The 15,273-nt window shown below is 56.6% G+C and carries 14 protein-coding genes; 2 read left to right on the top strand and 12 right to left on the bottom strand.

What is annotated here, in order from left to right:
• Positions 1-125 precede the first annotated feature (125 nt).
• Positions 126-2,357, top strand: a complete 2,232-nt coding sequence (locus tag M504_RS13475) for an MMPL family transporter (RefSeq protein WP_047492232.1) — start codon at positions 126-128, stop codon at positions 2,355-2,357.
• Between the two features lie 677 nt (positions 2,358-3,034).
• Here the strand turns inward: M504_RS13475 and M504_RS13465 are convergent.
• Both M504_RS13465 and M504_RS13460 read right to left on the bottom strand, forming a co-directional pair.
• The gene (locus M504_RS13465) at positions 3,035-3,277 is read right to left on the bottom strand and encodes a hypothetical protein (RefSeq protein ID WP_047492228.1); all 243 of its coding nucleotides are present in this window, start codon (positions 3,275-3,277) and stop codon (positions 3,035-3,037) included.
• Between the two features lie 440 nt (positions 3,278-3,717).
• A complete protein-coding gene (locus M504_RS13460) occupies positions 3,718-3,930 on the bottom strand; it encodes a hypothetical protein (protein ID WP_047492226.1) in 213 nt (70 codons plus the stop codon).
• A gap of 582 nt (positions 3,931-4,512) precedes the next feature.
• On the opposite strand from M504_RS13460, the gene M504_RS13450 reads away from it, so the two are divergent.
• Entirely contained in the window at positions 4,513-5,694 is a 1,182-nt protein-coding gene (locus tag M504_RS13450; protein ID WP_198137602.1) for a hypothetical protein, read from the top strand.
• A gap of 63 nt (positions 5,695-5,757) precedes the next feature.
• Here the strand turns inward: M504_RS13450 and M504_RS13445 are convergent, their stop codons facing one another.
• From M504_RS13445 to M504_RS13400, 10 genes are all read right to left on the bottom strand, one after another.
• Positions 5,758-6,198, bottom strand: a complete 441-nt coding sequence (locus M504_RS13445; RefSeq protein WP_232296281.1) for a cupin domain-containing protein — start codon at positions 6,196-6,198, stop codon at positions 5,758-5,760.
• Positions 6,199-6,368: 170 nt separating this feature from the next.
• Positions 6,369-8,114, bottom strand: a complete 1,746-nt coding sequence (locus M504_RS13440; RefSeq protein WP_232296280.1) for an acido-empty-quinoprotein group A — start codon at positions 8,112-8,114, stop codon at positions 6,369-6,371.
• A gap of 11 nt (positions 8,115-8,125) precedes the next feature.
• Positions 8,126-8,971: a c-type cytochrome gene (locus M504_RS13435; protein WP_084214331.1), complete on the bottom strand. Its 846-nt coding sequence runs from the start codon at positions 8,969-8,971 to the stop codon at positions 8,126-8,128.
• A gap of 75 nt (positions 8,972-9,046) precedes the next feature.
• The gene (locus M504_RS13430; protein WP_047492211.1) at positions 9,047-10,069 is read right to left on the bottom strand and encodes a sugar phosphate isomerase/epimerase; all 1,023 of its coding nucleotides are present in this window, start codon (positions 10,067-10,069) and stop codon (positions 9,047-9,049) included.
• A gap of 396 nt (positions 10,070-10,465) precedes the next feature.
• Positions 10,466-10,729: a hypothetical protein gene (locus M504_RS22350; protein WP_198137601.1), complete on the bottom strand. Its 264-nt coding sequence runs from the start codon at positions 10,727-10,729 to the stop codon at positions 10,466-10,468.
• 28 nt (positions 10,730-10,757) lie between these two features.
• Complete coding sequence (locus M504_RS13420; RefSeq protein WP_047492206.1) at positions 10,758-11,603, bottom strand: alpha/beta fold hydrolase; 846 nt, start codon at positions 11,601-11,603, stop codon at positions 10,758-10,760.
• Positions 11,604-11,654: 51 nt separating this feature from the next.
• Positions 11,655-12,044 carry a cupin domain-containing protein gene (locus M504_RS13415; RefSeq protein ID WP_047492203.1) on the bottom strand — a complete coding sequence of 130 codons (390 nt, stop codon included), beginning with the start codon at positions 12,042-12,044 and terminating at the stop codon, positions 11,655-11,657.
• 23 nt (positions 12,045-12,067) lie between these two features.
• Positions 12,068-12,859, bottom strand: coding sequence for an SDR family oxidoreductase (locus M504_RS13410; RefSeq protein ID WP_047492200.1), 792 nt, complete (start codon positions 12,857-12,859; stop codon positions 12,068-12,070).
• A gap of 118 nt (positions 12,860-12,977) precedes the next feature.
• Complete coding sequence (locus M504_RS13405; protein ID WP_052200714.1) at positions 12,978-14,213, bottom strand: peroxidase family protein; 1,236 nt, start codon at positions 14,211-14,213, stop codon at positions 12,978-12,980.
• Positions 14,214-14,350: 137 nt separating this feature from the next.
• Complete coding sequence (locus M504_RS13400) at positions 14,351-14,938, bottom strand: TMEM175 family protein (protein ID WP_047494923.1); 588 nt, start codon at positions 14,936-14,938, stop codon at positions 14,351-14,353.
• Positions 14,939-15,273: the final 335 nt, after the last annotated feature.

Below are 15,273 nucleotides of genomic sequence, written 5' to 3'. Positions count from 1 at the left end.
CCTCAGCGAGTGTATACCCGCCATAGGATGCGAAATGTTTGCGCACGTATGCCGCGTGCCCGGTCGGGAAATGCTCCCGCGCAGCCCTCTCAGGAGATTGATCGGCGTCCAACAGCGTCTATGACATGATGAAAGCTATGTTCTTTCGCCGGTTCTTAGTGGCTGGAATCGTCCTTGCAGCGGCACTCGCACTGCTGCCTTTTTCCTTCCACGCGGAGCGCTCCCTGGAGACCGCCACTCGCGTCGAAGGCAGCCAGGCGGAGACTGTTCGCGACGAGCTTGCCAATCGCTTTCACTCGCCGTTTGTGGACCAGGTCGTCTTCGTCGTCGAGAACATTCCCCCAGCAAACTCTGACGAAGGTGCACAGGCATTAGGGACGATTGTCGATGGCCTGAAGGCGCAGACCGGAGTCTCCGGTGTGGTCTCGTATCTTGACCTGCATGACCCCATCTTCCTTGGCCGCAGCGGGGGCACCTACGTTCTCGTTGGCCTGGCTTCGACCGACGTTCCCGTCGAATCGCTCGTGCCGGGCCTACATACGTTGGCAACGTCACTCGAAGGCCAGCTCAGGAGCCGCTATCCCGGGATCAAGCTGGAGCTCACCGGCGAGATCCCACTCAATTTCGACATCCGAAAGGCCAGCGCCGACGATGTTCGCCGCGGCGAAAGCCTGGTCATTCCCGCAACGCTCGCGCTTCTGCTGGTGGCTTTCGGCAGCCTCGTTGCGGCATTCATCCCCTTGGCCGTTGGCCAACTCGCCATTGCGACCACGCTCGCTATCACGGGCTTCCTCGCCCATCGCTGGCACCTGTCCATCCTTGTGCAAAACCTGGCGACGATGCTCGGCCTCGGTCTCGGCATCGACTACGGACTGCTGATGGTGAGCCGCTTCCGCGAGGCCATTGCCACCGGCATCAGCGCATCGGAGGCGGCGCACATTGCATCCCGTCAGGCAGGGCGCACACTGCTCATCTCTGCCTCCACCGTCGGCATCGGCTTCCTTGCGCTGCTCACGGTTCCGATCAGCGAAATTCGGTCCATTGGCATCGCCGGCTTCCTTGTCGCAGGGCTCAGCGTACTGCTGACCAACACCCTTGTACCGGCGTTACTGGCGCTCCTCGGCAAACGTATTGACCTCGGCCGGCTGCCCTTTGCGCCTAAGCTCGACGCATGCCGCGCTGAACGCACCGGAGTGCGCTGGCGGCGCTGGGGAACGGTCATCGTCGCGCACCCGTGGCTGGCGCTCGTCATCGCAGGCATTCCACTCGCGCTACTCGCCGCTCAGGTGCGGCACCTCGATACCAGCGTGCCGCAGGGCGACTGGCTGCCGCAGTCTGCAGAGTCGGTCCACGCGCTGCATCAGCTGGAACACATGGACCGCGGCGGAATCGTCGAGTCGCTCCGCATTATCGTCGAGCTACCCAAGGATTCCATCGCGCAGACCGATGCCGGCTGGAACGCAATTGATGCCATCACCAAGCACGTCGCAACCGACCCACGCACCGACCGCGTCATCTCTATCACCACCATCGCCGACGGCAACCGTTCGTCACTGACCGAGCTCTCACGCGAGACGCGGCGCACCCTCCTCAGCAGCGACGGCCGGGCCGCACTGCTGCAGGTGGTACCTAAGGGCTCCGTCACACTGCGCGACCAGGTCGACTGGGTGCGTGAGCTTCGCAAGACCGGCGCGCCAGCACTGACCGGCGTGCCCGGAGCCACACTGCTGGTGGGCGGCATCCCGGCACTGAACGCCGACTACGAGACCATCATCCGCGGCAACTTCCCATTTGTCATGGGACTGGTCGTCGGGGGCACGTTTCTCGCGCTGCTGGCCGGCTTCCGCGGCATTTTCGCAGCGGTCAAGGCCATCGTGCTGAATCTGATATCCGTAGCCGCAGCGTTTGGCGCACTTGTTCTCGTCTTCCAGGACGGCTATGGCAGCCGCCTTCTCGGCGTGCCGGGAGGGACCGGCAGCATCTTCCCGCTGGTTCCTATTGTCACCTTCGCCATCGTTTTCGGCCTCAGCATGGATTACGAGGTCTTCCTAGTCGCACGCGTGCTCGAAGCACGCCGCAGTGGTCTCAGCGAAGAAGACGCCATCCCGGAGGGCATGGCACGCACCGCCGGTCTCATCACGAGCGCTGCCGCCATCATGATTGTCGTCTTTGCGGCTTTTACCTTTGGCGGTTTCCTCGTCGTCAAGATGATCGGCTTCACACTGGCCGTGGCGGTTTTGCTCGACGCAACCATCGTGCGCATCGTCATCGGCCCGGCGCTCCTTCGCCTCGCAGGGGACCGGAACTGGTGGCCGGGCCGCCTCGATAAGAGTGTGAGTCATGGCCCTACGCAGTAGTGATGTCTTAATGACTGAATAGTTGTCGCGTGACTTTCAAATTCAGGAGTCTGCTCATGTACCGCATGATTTTGTCAGAGCCAGGAGAAGGGTCATAGAGCCTGACCTGATAGATACCATCGGCTCTGGGATCCCGACAGAGTTGAATCCCTGAAGCACGATTTTCGATGATGACCCGGGTCGCGTTGTACTGCCTCATGTGACTAACAATCAGCTTCTTCAGGCCCGGATAATTGAGCTGCTTTCTCAGTACATTGCACACTTGCTCATTAGGTTGAACGGGGACTACCTTGCGGTAGGATGTCCCCCGATATGGATCAACAAGAGACACGGTTTCTCAGATGAAGGAAGGCATCGCATGGCGTCTGTTCTATCTGTGAATGTTGGGCTGCCGCAAGATGTGACTTGGCAAGGGAAACTGTTCGTACAGCCATTTGGAAACAATCCGTCGCCGGAAGGGTGATGGGCCAATGGACCTGAACAGATGACAATTGCAGAGCGAGCTATTCTTCCATCGCGAATGGCAGCGCGATTCTGTCCTGGTTAGGCCTTGGCCCAAATGTTTCTTACAATCGAGAACACCTGCGCATGTCGCAGGTGTTTTCCAGGCCGCCTACATTACCTGTTGCGGAGTGGAGCAATCGGACTTTGGATGGAAGCTTGGTGGGGATCGAAACTTACAACAGATCAGGCAGACCGAATAGGACAGTGATGTGGGGTTCGATCTGGAGTGGTACTGGAACGAGTCGGCTCTCACCCCTAAATTTTCCCGTCTGAATACCACGCAATGCCTCGGAAACACTCTCTTCAATAGAAGAGCCGCTTTTGTGCATAAGGCGCACACTCTGCGAAATTACCTGGCAAAGCATGAAGCGATTTGAAATCTGTTCAAGAGAACGGAAGGTTTCAGCTGAACGCATGTGGAACTCCAAACAAAATGCTGTGAAGTAATTCGCTGAACCAAATCTGGAGATCGCAAAACAGAGAGGTGACCTGTTTCGTGGATGCGGCCAGAGCGGTTAATAACCGAAAGTATTTGGCGTTCCTCAGAACGGCCCTGACTCTTCCGGTCGAAAATTATTCGATGACGCCTAGCCTGTTGTCATTAGGTAGTAAACGTCTACTCAGATCTTTTTCCGAATAGTCGCCTCCACCAAGGACGAGTATTACGGCCAAACATTTCAGATGCGAATGCTGCTGCTTCTCGTTTGGACCTATCAAGCTGCGCCCGCTGCGTCTGCACAATCTCGCCTGCTGTTGGATACCAGCTTGGAATGTTCTTAACAATGTCAGTCTTATTAGTCATCATGTTCACCGTTTGCCCATCGCTGTGAGGACCGCAAGAAGAGCTATCAACCAATTAACTCGCCTCTGGCCGAGACCTGGGGTCTTCCTTCCCCTTGATCGATTGAACATCGCCCACGAGAAGTTGCGATTCGGTCGTCACGAGCGCCTCACTCATCTGATCGTCCTGGTTCAGAGCCGCTGATGTTGGAAATGGCAGCACTATTCCGGGGCGCTTGGGTATACGCGCAAGATGCTTTGAGACGTCGCTGTTACGAGGAATACTCATGTGGAACTCCGAGACTGTGGCGTGCTTGAAAGACGCTCGTCTGGAGCAAAGCCGTGAAGGCTGAAGGCGAGAAAGGACTCTATTAGTGACTCTACGCGCTTATCTACGAGCGCGCCGAGAAGGAGCATCTTTATTCGATATGTGGGACAAGCGGTTCGCATCAGGTGCGGTTCGACAGCTTGAAAAGCTGCGCCCACAGAAGCGTTCTCTTAAGTGGCATCTTTTCCTGGCTTTCACACGAGCCCAAATCGGACTCTGCGTCGAGACTATCTTGAATGACTTCTGTTGTACGCAGTTTGCTCTCAACGGTCGTCGTCTTATGGACAAAGAAGTCTTGCCAACTTTGGATACCACGTTCTGGTGGATGTACTTCCATCGGTGGGTCTTCTATCGAGTCCAAAGCCGCTTATGAACATCCTGGCAGTCAGATGCCCTTAGATCTGACAGCTTCACGACCGGATGCGTGATCAGATTTCTCTTATCTGTTGTGCATTCTGCGACTCGGCGATAGCATCGTGCCGACGAGCCATGGCAGAAAATCAGGCATCAAATTCGAATTCCGACAAGTTGAAGAACGCGAAGATGGCGATCTCGGTTGTTGTCGTGCTTCTCGTTGTCATCTCAGGCTGGTACTTCTGGACAGTCCATAATAGAAAGCCGCCCGTACCCGGAATGGATTTCGACTCATTCCAAAACGCCTTGGCCCAGCGCATCCAGACCAAGTTCAACGTAGCTCCTGGCTCCGTTGTCGTGGCTGACGTTCCTTATGACGTTGGAACGCTACTCGATCCCATACAGGCCTATCCCTCCGACGACAGCGACTGTCTTCCCAAGCCTGTCCCGCAGATCCGCGATGCTCTGAATCTCTTTCCTTCCTATCAGCTCTCCAGTCAGACAGCCGCGCAGATCACCCTCGGCTCCAACGCTCTACAAAGTGTCACCAGCGCCGGTCTCAACCTGACGCATACCAACAGCTTGAAGTACTCCATCGATGATGTCTCTGTGCAGCTTATGGACATGAAGACCCTGGGCCAACTCACTGCGACTGGAGAGTGCGGCACATACGTCGCCGGGCATCCTGGCGTCCGGCTCATCCGCGGTGTCGTGATGGGCAGGATCAGTTTCACCATGAGCGCCAACAACCCCGGTTCAGTGCAGGCACAACTCAAGAATGTTGGTGGAGGCAGCATCTCCACCAACGCCGACTCGTCCTCCGTCACGGTTGCCGATCAGAAGACTACCCAGATTCTCCAAATGCTTGCTGTAATCGAGGCTCCTCCTCAGACGGTTCAGCCGGATCGCAATCCGGCGTCGGCGGGTTCAGACCGTGGCCACCATCATCAGGCCCATCCCGGCCCGGCCCCGGCCCAGCCCCCCGTAAAGGTGCCTGCCCCCATCATCCGTGAAGCGCAGACAGCACAGGTCGCATCTCCGCCCATAGGAAACTTTGTTGCTCGTGTGTATCTCCAACAAGACGCCGCAGACCCTCCTGCTTTCGGCACCAAGTTTGCGCAGGCCCTCAAAGACAATTGGCCAAAGGCGCAGGTCATCCAGCAGGTAGAAAAGATCCCTTCCGCAAAGATGCCCAGTGGTGCGCAAGTTCGGTTCTTCAATGCAGCCGATCTCGACATCGCAAACAAATGTCGCGACCATCTCAAGTCGATCGGCATAGATGCTCGCGTCGTCCGCGTGGGCCTTACGGCACCCCAAGGCCAGTTAGAAGTCTGGCTGCCGAAAGCTGGAACCATCCCAGCGACTTCCTAACTCCCCGACGTCACTCTGCGGGGAGGCCTCTCGTGACGTGATGTCCTGCAAGCAATCGCCCTACTACTTCTGATCTCCGCCGATCGCGATCACCACATACTTCGCGGGTGTGTTGCCCGCATTGCGAACCGTATGCATCGTCCCATAGGCCACATAGATCACGCTGCCAGGCTCGGCCTTCTCCGAAACGCCATCATGTTCAAAGAGCAGCGTCCCTTCGCGCACCAGGATGAATTCCGAGTGCTGAATCGCATGCGGTGGATTCGGCTTGGCTCCGACCGGCTGCGTGGACTCATGGATGCTGACCGGCTCTCCGGTGGCCAATGCTGCATGCAGGATGTCACGGCTCTGCCCACCGTTCGCCATCGTGCGCACGCTGCCTTGTTCCGGCGTAAACACCCGCGCCTTTGCCAGCTCTCCTGTACCCATCGTAGGCGCTGCAGAACTTTGCCCAAGACCCATACCGCACCCCATCAGCAAACAACCCACTGCAAGATATTTCATGGCGCCCATCGTACGCCGTCCGCTGAACGTTAAAGAAGAAGAACGTTTACCTTTATCGCCAGCACTGATCCAAACTATGCGGTGAAACAAGCCGAATCATTGAGGAGTCATCCGTCTGGTCAAACCGAGACCAGACGGGAGCGGTTCATGTGCTACGCGTTTGCCTGCGATCACTTCGAGAGCCGAAAGGCATAGACCGTGTCGCCGGTTACCGTCAGGATGTACTGACGCCCATCCAGCAAATAGGTCTCTGGAGCGTTGGACACGTTGCCGATGCGGGCGTGCCACAGCGGTTTCGGCGTGCTGGTGTCATAGGCCACCAGATTGCCGGAGCCGTCACCGGAGAACAGCAGGTGTCCTGCCGTGGTGAGCAGTCCCGTGGGAGAGCCGTCACCCGGAAAGACGTAGTTGTACACGGTCTTGCCGGTGCGATAGTCAATGCCGACAATCGAGCTGGGGTACGAGCCGACTGGGTCTTCTTCCTTGCCTCCCAATCCCATGATCTGCTTCGGATCAGTCTGTGTGAGGTAGTACATCGCGTACCCCTGATGCAGACCGACGTAGAACAGCCCTGTTTGCGGGGAAAAGCTGGGCGGTTGCCAGTTGACCGCGCCACCGTTGGTGGGTGAGACCAGCGAGCCAGCCACCGTCGAGTCCTGGTCCGGATCTCGAATTGGGTTGCCGTTCGCGTTAAGCCCGGTCGCCCAATTAGCCGCCGGTGAATACTTGGTGGTCAGCAGATGCTGCCCTGTCACGCGGTCAAGGACGAAGAAGTAGCCGTTGCGGGTCGCTTCCATTACCAGCTTGCGAGGCTTGCCTTCGAACGTGCCATCCACAAAGACCGGTGCCTGCACGGAATCCCAATCGTGAGTATCGTCGGGCGAGGTCTGGTAGTACCAGGCCATTTTGCCCGTTTCAACATCGAGCGCAACGATCGAGCAGGTAAACAGATTGGTGTCCTTTTCGTCCTTACCGCGCGGAGCAGCCGAGTAGGCAGGGATCGGATTGCCGGTGCCGAAGATGTAAAGCTTGGTTTCCGGATCGTAGGAGCCGGAGAGCCAGGGCATAGCACCGCCGTGCTGGGCCGCGTCCATGCTGCCCCAGGTATCCCATCCCGGATCGCCCTTTTTCATCGGCACCAGAAAGGTCTTCCATTGCAGCTCGCCCGTTTCGGCATTGAACGACTGGAGAAAGCCCGGCTGATCCAGGTTGCTACTGGTCCCTACGAGTACGTGATTGCCCACCACCACCGGCGCAGTGGTCGAGAAGTACTGCTGAGTATAGGGTGCAATCTCCTTGTGCCACCGCTCCTTACCCGTCTTCGCGTCCAGCGCCACAAGGTAGTCCTCAGGCACCTCGAAGTACAACGTATCGCCGTACATGGCCATGCCACGATTGCCGATGTGATCGCCGCCGCGCGTTGTCCAACAGTAATGCCACAGAACCGTGCCATCGCGAGCATCCATGGCCCAGGCATTGTCAGGCGACGAGATGTAGAGCACGCCATTCACCTGAAGGATGGAACCGGTGATGCGCGGAGAGCCACTGCTGGAACCCGGTACCGGGACCGGTGTCTCGGTGACACCGCCCACGATGGTCGGCGCGACAAACCCCGGCGACCCGAAGCCTCGCCGTGCCCCTGCTCCACCGCCCGGTCCGGCGGTGAGCGCTACGCTCTTCCAAGCCAGCGTCAGATCCTTGACGTTGGTGCGGTTTACCTGGTCAAGAACGCTATAGCGCCGCTGTGAGTAATCGCCCGCATAGGTTGGCCATGAAGTGGTTGCCGGCTGCGCCAACTGCTGTGTCAAAGTGGCCGGGTCCAGCCCCATGCCAGCCGCTGCTGTTGTTTGCCCCTGCAGCACCACCGGCAACAGGAAAGACAACCCGGCCATGAGCCGCATCATTGTGTTCGTCACGGGCAGAGCTCCTATTTCAATGTTGTCAGGTAGGCCGTCAGGTTGCGGAGATCACTGTTTTTCCAGGTCCGCAGCATGTCTACGTGCGTCTGCAGAGGATCGTGAACCACCACCTGTGGTGCGCCGTTGATGATCTCGAAGCTCATGTGCGTGCCGTCCTTCTGAGTTAGCGAGACGTTGAATGCATCCAGGTGATCCAGGCGGCCCTCAACTGTCCGTCCACCAGAGGTCACGGTTACAGTCTTCGCAGCCCCTCCGCGACCCGCGCGACCGGAGACGATTGCATTCTGCAAATCCTTCGGCGTGTACTTGCCGCCGATGCCAGCAAAATCTCCGGTGACGGAGTGGCATGTGCTGCATTTGCCGGCACCGTTGAAGTAGGCCTGACCCATCTGAGTATTGCCCACCACGATGTCCAGCGTTGAAGGCGCGCCCCTGTTGCCGAGCGGTTGGCTGTGCAACCACCCGGCGATGGCGACAATGTCATCATTGGCCAGGTTGAACTTGGGCATGCCCTCAGCCTGCCGGCTGCCGTGTACGACGGGCTCGATGAGCTCGCCATTCTGATCGTCCAGCACCACCTTGTTGCGGATCAGGTTTGGGCCCACCGATCCCCCACGCGCATCGTCGCCGTGGCAGAAGCTGCAGTTGGCGCTGAACACTTCTTTGCCGTGCGCTATTACAGCGGGAGCTACCGGTGGCCGAGGTGCGTTGTAGGGTTCGGTTTGCAGGCGACCTTGTGGGCCCGCCGGGCTGGCACCGGCATGGCCCTCTGCTGCCGGCTGCTGAGCTTTCAGGATGGATGGCAAGGATGCAAGGACAATCACCATCCACCACCACTGCGATTTTTGCTTCATTAAAGGCTACCCTCGACTACTACGATCCGACGCGGCTGTTCCCGAAGTGCTCGCGCGCTGCGAGCCTGTTTCTGGCTATGCTAATGCGGCTTTCGCATACGCAAGGCACTTCACAATTTCTTTCTCGCTGTTTGATCCTTCGGGCGGCTGGTACTCCAGCTCGATCGTGGCCGGAAACTTATACTTGTCCTTCTTCATCAGTGCCAGCACTTCCTTGATGGGAGTGTCGCCCTGTCCCCATGGCATGTTCGCGCCACCATTTTCTTTGAACTTGCGATCCTTGAGGTGCACGCTGGTGATGCGCTCATGGTTCTTCTGCACGAAGGCCACCGCATCGTGATTGCCGGCGGCGGTATAGTGGCCGATGTCGAGATTGATGCAGTTGTAAGGCGACTGCGACATTGCCTCATCCCAAGTGGTTGGTGTGGCTTGCAGATGGGCGTGATACCCGACCCTCGTTTTGTGCTTGAGTGCAAACTTGCCTATCCGCGCTGTCAGGGCAGAATCGCCATCCGGCATTTCCATGGTCAACTGGTTCGCACCAAGAACCTTCACCACCTCGAACGTCCAGTCATAAAGCTCGTCCGGCATCGCGTTGGTCAGGCTCATTTTGAAACCGTAAATCCAAATGCCTGCGTCGTTGTACAACTTGCGAACCTCTCCGAACTTCGCAGGCGGCGTTGCAAGACGCCACTTGTTGAGTGCTTCCAGATATGCGAGTTGTTCCGGGCTTGGAGCACGAGGAGCACGCGGCTCACCGGCAGGGGGGACGGCGGCAGGACGTCCGGCACCCGCAGCAGGGGCAGCGACGGGCCGCGGCCGCACAGGCGCTTTCGGAGCACCAAGGAACTCTGCCAGCGGCTCGTCATGGCTCTCGGTCGCGCTGATGCCGTCCCTGACCATGTAACTCACCAGGGATCGGGCATCGTCCGGCATGTTGTGATAGCTGTACGCCGTGATAATGCCGACCTGGACGCCGCCGAATACGGAATTAGGTTTGCCCTGGGCAAAGAGCGACCCCGGGTATGACGCTGCAGCCGCGGCGAAGGGGAGAGTGGTGGCTGCCAGCTTGCCGAACTGCCGTCGCGTATACGTCATGGGTATGGCTCCGATTCCTTTTCAGTTCTGCGAACACTCGTCGGGCGAGGTCGAAGACGTAAATGACATGTCAGACTGCGATCCACGTTAGATCCCCAGTGTCACGAAGCGCAATCACTGTCGTCAGCTCGTGCGAATAGCCGCAAAAACCTGAGTGTGGCCAGTCGGGAAGTTGTCCCTGTGAATCGCTGTGAATTCTAGTACGAGGATCGAACTGTTAGCAAAATCTGTGAGCAGAACACGTGCGCGCCCAAGGCCGCGCAGCTGGAGAGCTGCTGCTCGTCCAATACCGGCGCTACCGCCGGTGATGACAACGCCCTTGCCTCGAAATTTTTCATGATATCGCGTCCTTGTATTAAGGCCGCATTTTTCTCTTCGTAACAGCTTTTCGAAAACCTATAGCTGTGCCCATGCCAGCATGATTTTGTTTCTCCGGATTCTCTCCGCCAGTGCTTGCTGATTGGCCAACTGACGAGTCCGTTGAATGGCGGATGCAAACTCGCCTTCCGCAATGGTTGCAATGATCTGGTTTTCGATAAGCCTGGATGCGACATACCTTGACTCGTCTTGTTGAATCGCTTGAGTCAAATGCTCTATCTCGTTTGGGTATCTCATCGGTTCGTCGTTCCTGACATTGCGGAGCCGGGCGAGCAGGCCCACACACATGAAGCCTGCCCGTTCGGAAGTCTTACGCTCTGAACCGAGCGCCGTGAACAGAGTTCAGGAACTGCAGCAGGTCAACGTTGACCTGATCTGCATGTGTGGCTGTGAGACCGTGAGGGAGTCCGGGATAGTAGATTTCCTTTGCTCCCTTGATGAGTTTGGCCGACTGTCTTCCAGTGTTATCAATCGGCACGATCTGATCGTCTTCCCCGTGCATGATCAAAGTGGGGACATCGAATTTCTTAAGATCCTCATGGAAATCAGTCTCAGAAAATGCTTTGACGGAATCGTAGATATTCTTCAGACCGCCTTGCATGCTCCAGAGCCAGAACTGATCCAGAAGGCCTTGCGACACCTTGGCACCAGGACGATTCGCACCGTAGAACGGTACTGCGAAGTCCTTGTAGAACTGCGAACGATCCTTCGCCAGACTGCTGCGCGATGAGTCGAACACCTCGATGGGGATTCCCTCGAGATTGGTAAGAGACTTAACCATGATGGGAGGCACAGCGGCGATTAAGACTGCTGCCGCGACTCGCTTTGAGCCGTATCTGCCGATGTAACGCGCCACCTCACCGCCACCGGTGGAGTGGCCGACGAGGGTTACGTCGTCCAAGTCCAGCGTTTCGATGAGCGAGGCGAGATCGTCAGCGTACCCATTCATGTCATTTCCAGACCAGGCCTGATCTGATCGACCGTGACCGCGTCGATCATGCGCGACGACGCGGAACCCGTTCTGTGCGAGGAAATGCAGTTGTGCATCCCATGCGTCGGCATTCAAAGGCCAGCCGTGAGAAAACGTGACGACTGGTCCTGAGCCCCACTCCTTGTAGTAAATCGTTGTACCGTCTTTTCCCTTGAAGGTGCTCATGGGTACTTCTCTCCTCAATGTCTGCAGATGAATTTTGTGCTTCGGACCGTTTTAGTTGGCAGGGATCACGACCGGCGTGCCCTTGTCCTTAACGAGGAACACAACGAACTTTGCTGGGCGTGTGTGGCTGGCGTTGCGACCGATGACATGAACATCGTTGGGACCCTCGTAGAAGCTTTGGCCCGGCTTGAGAATGACCTCTTTGCCACCGCGCACTTGCATCACAATCGAACCTTCGAGCACATAAATGAACCCATGTGCGTTGTGGCGATGGATGGGATCAGAGGAGCCCGGAGGATATGTGACTGTGATCATCAGACCTTCTTTACCCGGGATATCTGTCAGGTCCTTCGACATCACCTCTGTCACCTTGGCCTGTTGTGCGAGCAGGCAATGGGGTGCGAGCCACGCAAGACATAAGACGAGCTTTGCGAATTTCATCAACGTGTCCTCCTTGTTGTGGCTTAGCGAGTTGGCGCTGTAGCGGATTGTGCGAGCCAGGTCTTGAAGCTTGTCGTACCGAGTCGAGCGTCCTTGCCAGGAACAAGCGTGCGCTCGTCGACTTCAACACCGAAATATCCTGCGGCAGGATCAGCCACGACATTGCGCGGGTCGTTACGCGCAATCAAGCCCAAGCGGATAAATTCATCGAGACGATACTGATCTGGACCAGCGATTTCAACGATGCCGTTCGCAGGGATGCCAGCAGCAACGCGCCCTACTCCCGCTGCCACGTCGTCAGCCGCCATTGGTTGAATGAGAACGGGCGCCAGACGAACCGTAGTGCCATCGCTCGCTGTGTCTGCAATGTTCTTTACGAACTCAAAGAACTGGGTGGCATGCACGATGGAGAATGGAATGCCCGATTCTGCGATCAACTTTTCCTGTGCAAGCTTTGCGCGGAAGTATCCACGGATTGTCTTGGGGCCATCGGAGGGACGATCCTGTGCAATGCGATCTGTACCCACAACGGAAAGTGCAACGTGATGCTTTACGCCTGCTGCTTTTCCATACTGGATAAGGTTGCGCGTGGCAGTGTTGAAGAAGTTCATCGCATCGTCTTCATCAAAGGAACGTGAGTTGGAAACGTCCACTACAACCTCGGCCCCCTTCAACACCTCTGCGAGACCTTCCCCTGTCAACGTGTTAACGCCGGAGTTCGGTGATGCCGCGATCGCTTCATGTCCGTGGGCCGCAAGCTTGCTGACAAGCTTTGACCCAATAAGGCCCGTACCGCCGATGACGACGATTTTCATGATTCATCCCCTTAGTCGAATGGCAATTTCATATATGCCACTCGTACTCGCTATGACCGAACAGGGATGAATTGTGTGACAGGAATTTCTACTGTTTATCCAAAGAATGCATGCTGCGCTAAGAACACGTCAGCAGATCACTTAGCATTTTGTTTGGCCGCCACTCTTCTTCGCTGTGACGGAATGAGTTCCTATCTGCATCAATAAGACCGACCAAAACATCTGCAACGATGCGGGCGCCGACGGGCCCAAGACGATTCCCTTCTTCAAGCACTGCGGCTTCGCGAAGGATGTAATACCAAAGCGGTGTTTCGCCATGCCAACCGGTAGAGGCAATACCAATCTGTTCCGCGTCAAGCGGCAAGACTCCTATATGTTTTGCAACGGCCTCACCAGATGGCAACCCAACACCTTGTCCTCGCTGCAGATCGCGGACAGCCAGTGAGTGGTAGTCAGCAATCTCACATTCCCCAGTAATTGACGGGGGTAATTCAAGAAGAGAGCGCACGAGTTTCCCGTCCATCTTCTTTGCGCGTTGAGCGGCTGGAGCACCAGCGGTATCGAAGAACATCTTCCAGTCAATAACGTGTTCGCGGGGCACAGGACGAAAGCCCAACAGGTCTGGAAAGAGTGGAAGAGGTTCACTGCGAGCATTCAAGTGATACCGATGACGAATCTGTGCGTGACCGTATCGATATGCGGCGTCGGCGAACTCAAGCGGTATAAACACATGCTCGCCTGGATGGAAATATCGAGAGCCTTTACTGCAGACCTCAGCTGCGGCGTGCACTCCGATGAGCGATGGCAGAAATTCGTGCAGGATGATCCATTGATAGTGCCAACGCATCTGTTGAGAAGCCTCGTCAAATACGCGTGCTTCCTCTATGCCCTGCGTACGAGCTTCATCCACAAAGGCATTGTGTGCTTTCAGCATTGCCAGGTGGAACTGTGAGATGAGCTGATGAGAATCATTGCGCGGATCGCCGATGATGGCAGTGCCATCTTCATTTCGCTGAAGATCAGCTTCTTCCTTGCCGAGTCGAAATTTTGTAGGATCATCACGCTGAAAGAGATAGGGATGGCCGGTAGGACCGTCTCCATACAGACATTCCAAATTAAGCTTTGGAGAACGTGCATTGATCAACCCAGCAGTATCCGTATCGGACTGCAAGCGTGAACGATCAGCCGTGGTGTCATGGGCCACGAATTGACCGAACACAGGCCAGCCGGCCGCGGTCTCCGCGAGCGACTCCGGTGTATCTTCCGTGGCTTCACAATCACACACGCCACCGACCCTGCCCAGCGCACGCAGGAACTCCTCCTCAGCACGAAATGCTGGGAGGCGGGGAAACATCCGTGCGTAATGGACTGCCCCGAGCGGGGCATCGATTGGTGTCCCTGCTTCCAAGCGTGCGAGGCAGTGGTGTGGAATCGGATGAGCGCTGCTTCTCACGGTTCTCCCTGACTGGTTGTTGTTGATTGTGAATTCAACTATTGCGGATGAACGGTAGCCAACCCTTTTTCAATGCGTCGGTCTGGAACCAGCCATAGTAAGCCTCCAACTACGAGGAGCGCTTGAGCGATACCGGGAGCACAAAGTGTGGCGAAGAGTGCTACGACATATAGCAGTAGCGATAGCTTCGCCTTCCAGTCTTTTCCGATGGCCCGCTTCAGAATAGAACGGCCACCCTGTGCCCGCATGATCGCTTGTTGAAGAAAGTAGTAAGCAGCTCCAGCCATCAGAAGTACACAGGCATAGAGTGCGGTGGGCGCCGATGCATAGTGGTTTTCTCCCAGCCATCCTGCAGCAAACGGTAATAACGAAAGCCAGAAGAGAAGATGCAGATTGGCCCACAGGATCGAACCGGTAACTTCCTTACAGGTCTTCAAAAGGTGATGATGGTTGTTCCAGTAGATGCCAACATAGAGAAAGCTGACGATGTAGCTCAGAAAGACCGGCAGGAGTGGGGCCAGGTCTTTGATGTGCGTGCCGTGTGGCACCTTCAGTTCGAGCACCATGATCGTAATAATGATCGCGATGACCGCATCGCTGAATGCTTCCAACCGAACGGTGGTCATGGATTCCTCATTGTGTTTTGGAAACATCACCTTGCGTCCGCCTGTTGCATTTTCTCAACGCGCGTAACGTCACCAACCGACCGCACTGAATCTTCCGGGATGTCATCGATACGAAACCACTCTCGCGTGAGTGAATCGGACGGGGCGTTGGACGCTGGAGCAAGTGGAGTTTGCGTGTTGTTTTCCATGGTTGCACCTTTTGAAGACGATCTACCAGAAAGCCAAAACTGTCTGACTACCTCCAAGACAAGGATGGCTGCGGAAACGTGACAGGGGGTCTCGATCTCTAAGTTGAAAATTTCCTGTCACAAAACGCATGGCTGTCTTGTCTTGGG

The organism is Terriglobus sp. TAA 43 (assembly GCF_000800015.1).
In the GTDB taxonomy this organism is placed as follows: domain Bacteria; phylum Acidobacteriota; class Terriglobia; order Terriglobales; family Acidobacteriaceae; genus Terriglobus.
Note: the sequence above shows the minus strand (reverse complement) of the source record. Positions and strands in the feature narration are given on the sequence as shown.

What these genes read in the sequence shown, in the direction of transcription:
- M504_RS13400 (WP_047494923.1), bottom strand. Translation starts at nt 14,938, where the DNA reads ATGACCACCGTTCGGTTGGAAGCATTCAGCGATGCGGTCATCGCGATC.
- M504_RS13410 (WP_047492200.1), bottom strand. Translation starts at nt 12,859, where the DNA reads ATGAAAATCGTCGTCATCGGCGGTACGGGCCTTATTGGGTCAAAGCTT.
- M504_RS13445 (WP_232296281.1), bottom strand. Translation starts at nt 6,198, where the DNA reads ATGAAATATCTTGCAGTGGGTTGTTTGCTGATGGGGTGCGGTATGGGT.
- M504_RS13420 (WP_047492206.1), bottom strand. Translation starts at nt 11,603, where the DNA reads ATGAGCACCTTCAAGGGAAAAGACGGTACAACGATTTACTACAAGGAG.
- M504_RS13460 (WP_047492226.1), bottom strand. Translation starts at nt 3,930, where the DNA reads ATGAGTATTCCTCGTAACAGCGACGTCTCAAAGCATCTTGCGCGTATA.
- M504_RS13435 (WP_084214331.1), bottom strand. Translation starts at nt 8,971, where the DNA reads ATGAAGCAAAAATCGCAGTGGTGGTGGATGGTGATTGTCCTTGCATCC.
- M504_RS13430 (WP_047492211.1), bottom strand. Translation starts at nt 10,069, where the DNA reads ATGACGTATACGCGACGGCAGTTCGGCAAGCTGGCAGCCACCACTCTC.
- M504_RS13450 (WP_198137602.1), top strand. Translation starts at nt 4,513, where the DNA reads ATGGCGATCTCGGTTGTTGTCGTGCTTCTCGTTGTCATCTCAGGCTGG.
- M504_RS13405 (WP_052200714.1), bottom strand. Translation starts at nt 14,213, where the DNA reads ATGTTTCCCCGCCTCCCAGCATTTCGTGCTGAGGAGGAGTTCCTGCGT.
- M504_RS13415 (WP_047492203.1), bottom strand. Translation starts at nt 12,044, where the DNA reads ATGAAATTCGCAAAGCTCGTCTTATGTCTTGCGTGGCTCGCACCCCAT.
- M504_RS13465 (WP_047492228.1), bottom strand. Translation starts at nt 3,277, where the DNA reads ATGCGTTCAGCTGAAACCTTCCGTTCTCTTGAACAGATTTCAAATCGC.
- M504_RS13475 (WP_047492232.1), top strand. Translation starts at nt 126, where the DNA reads ATGATGAAAGCTATGTTCTTTCGCCGGTTCTTAGTGGCTGGAATCGTC.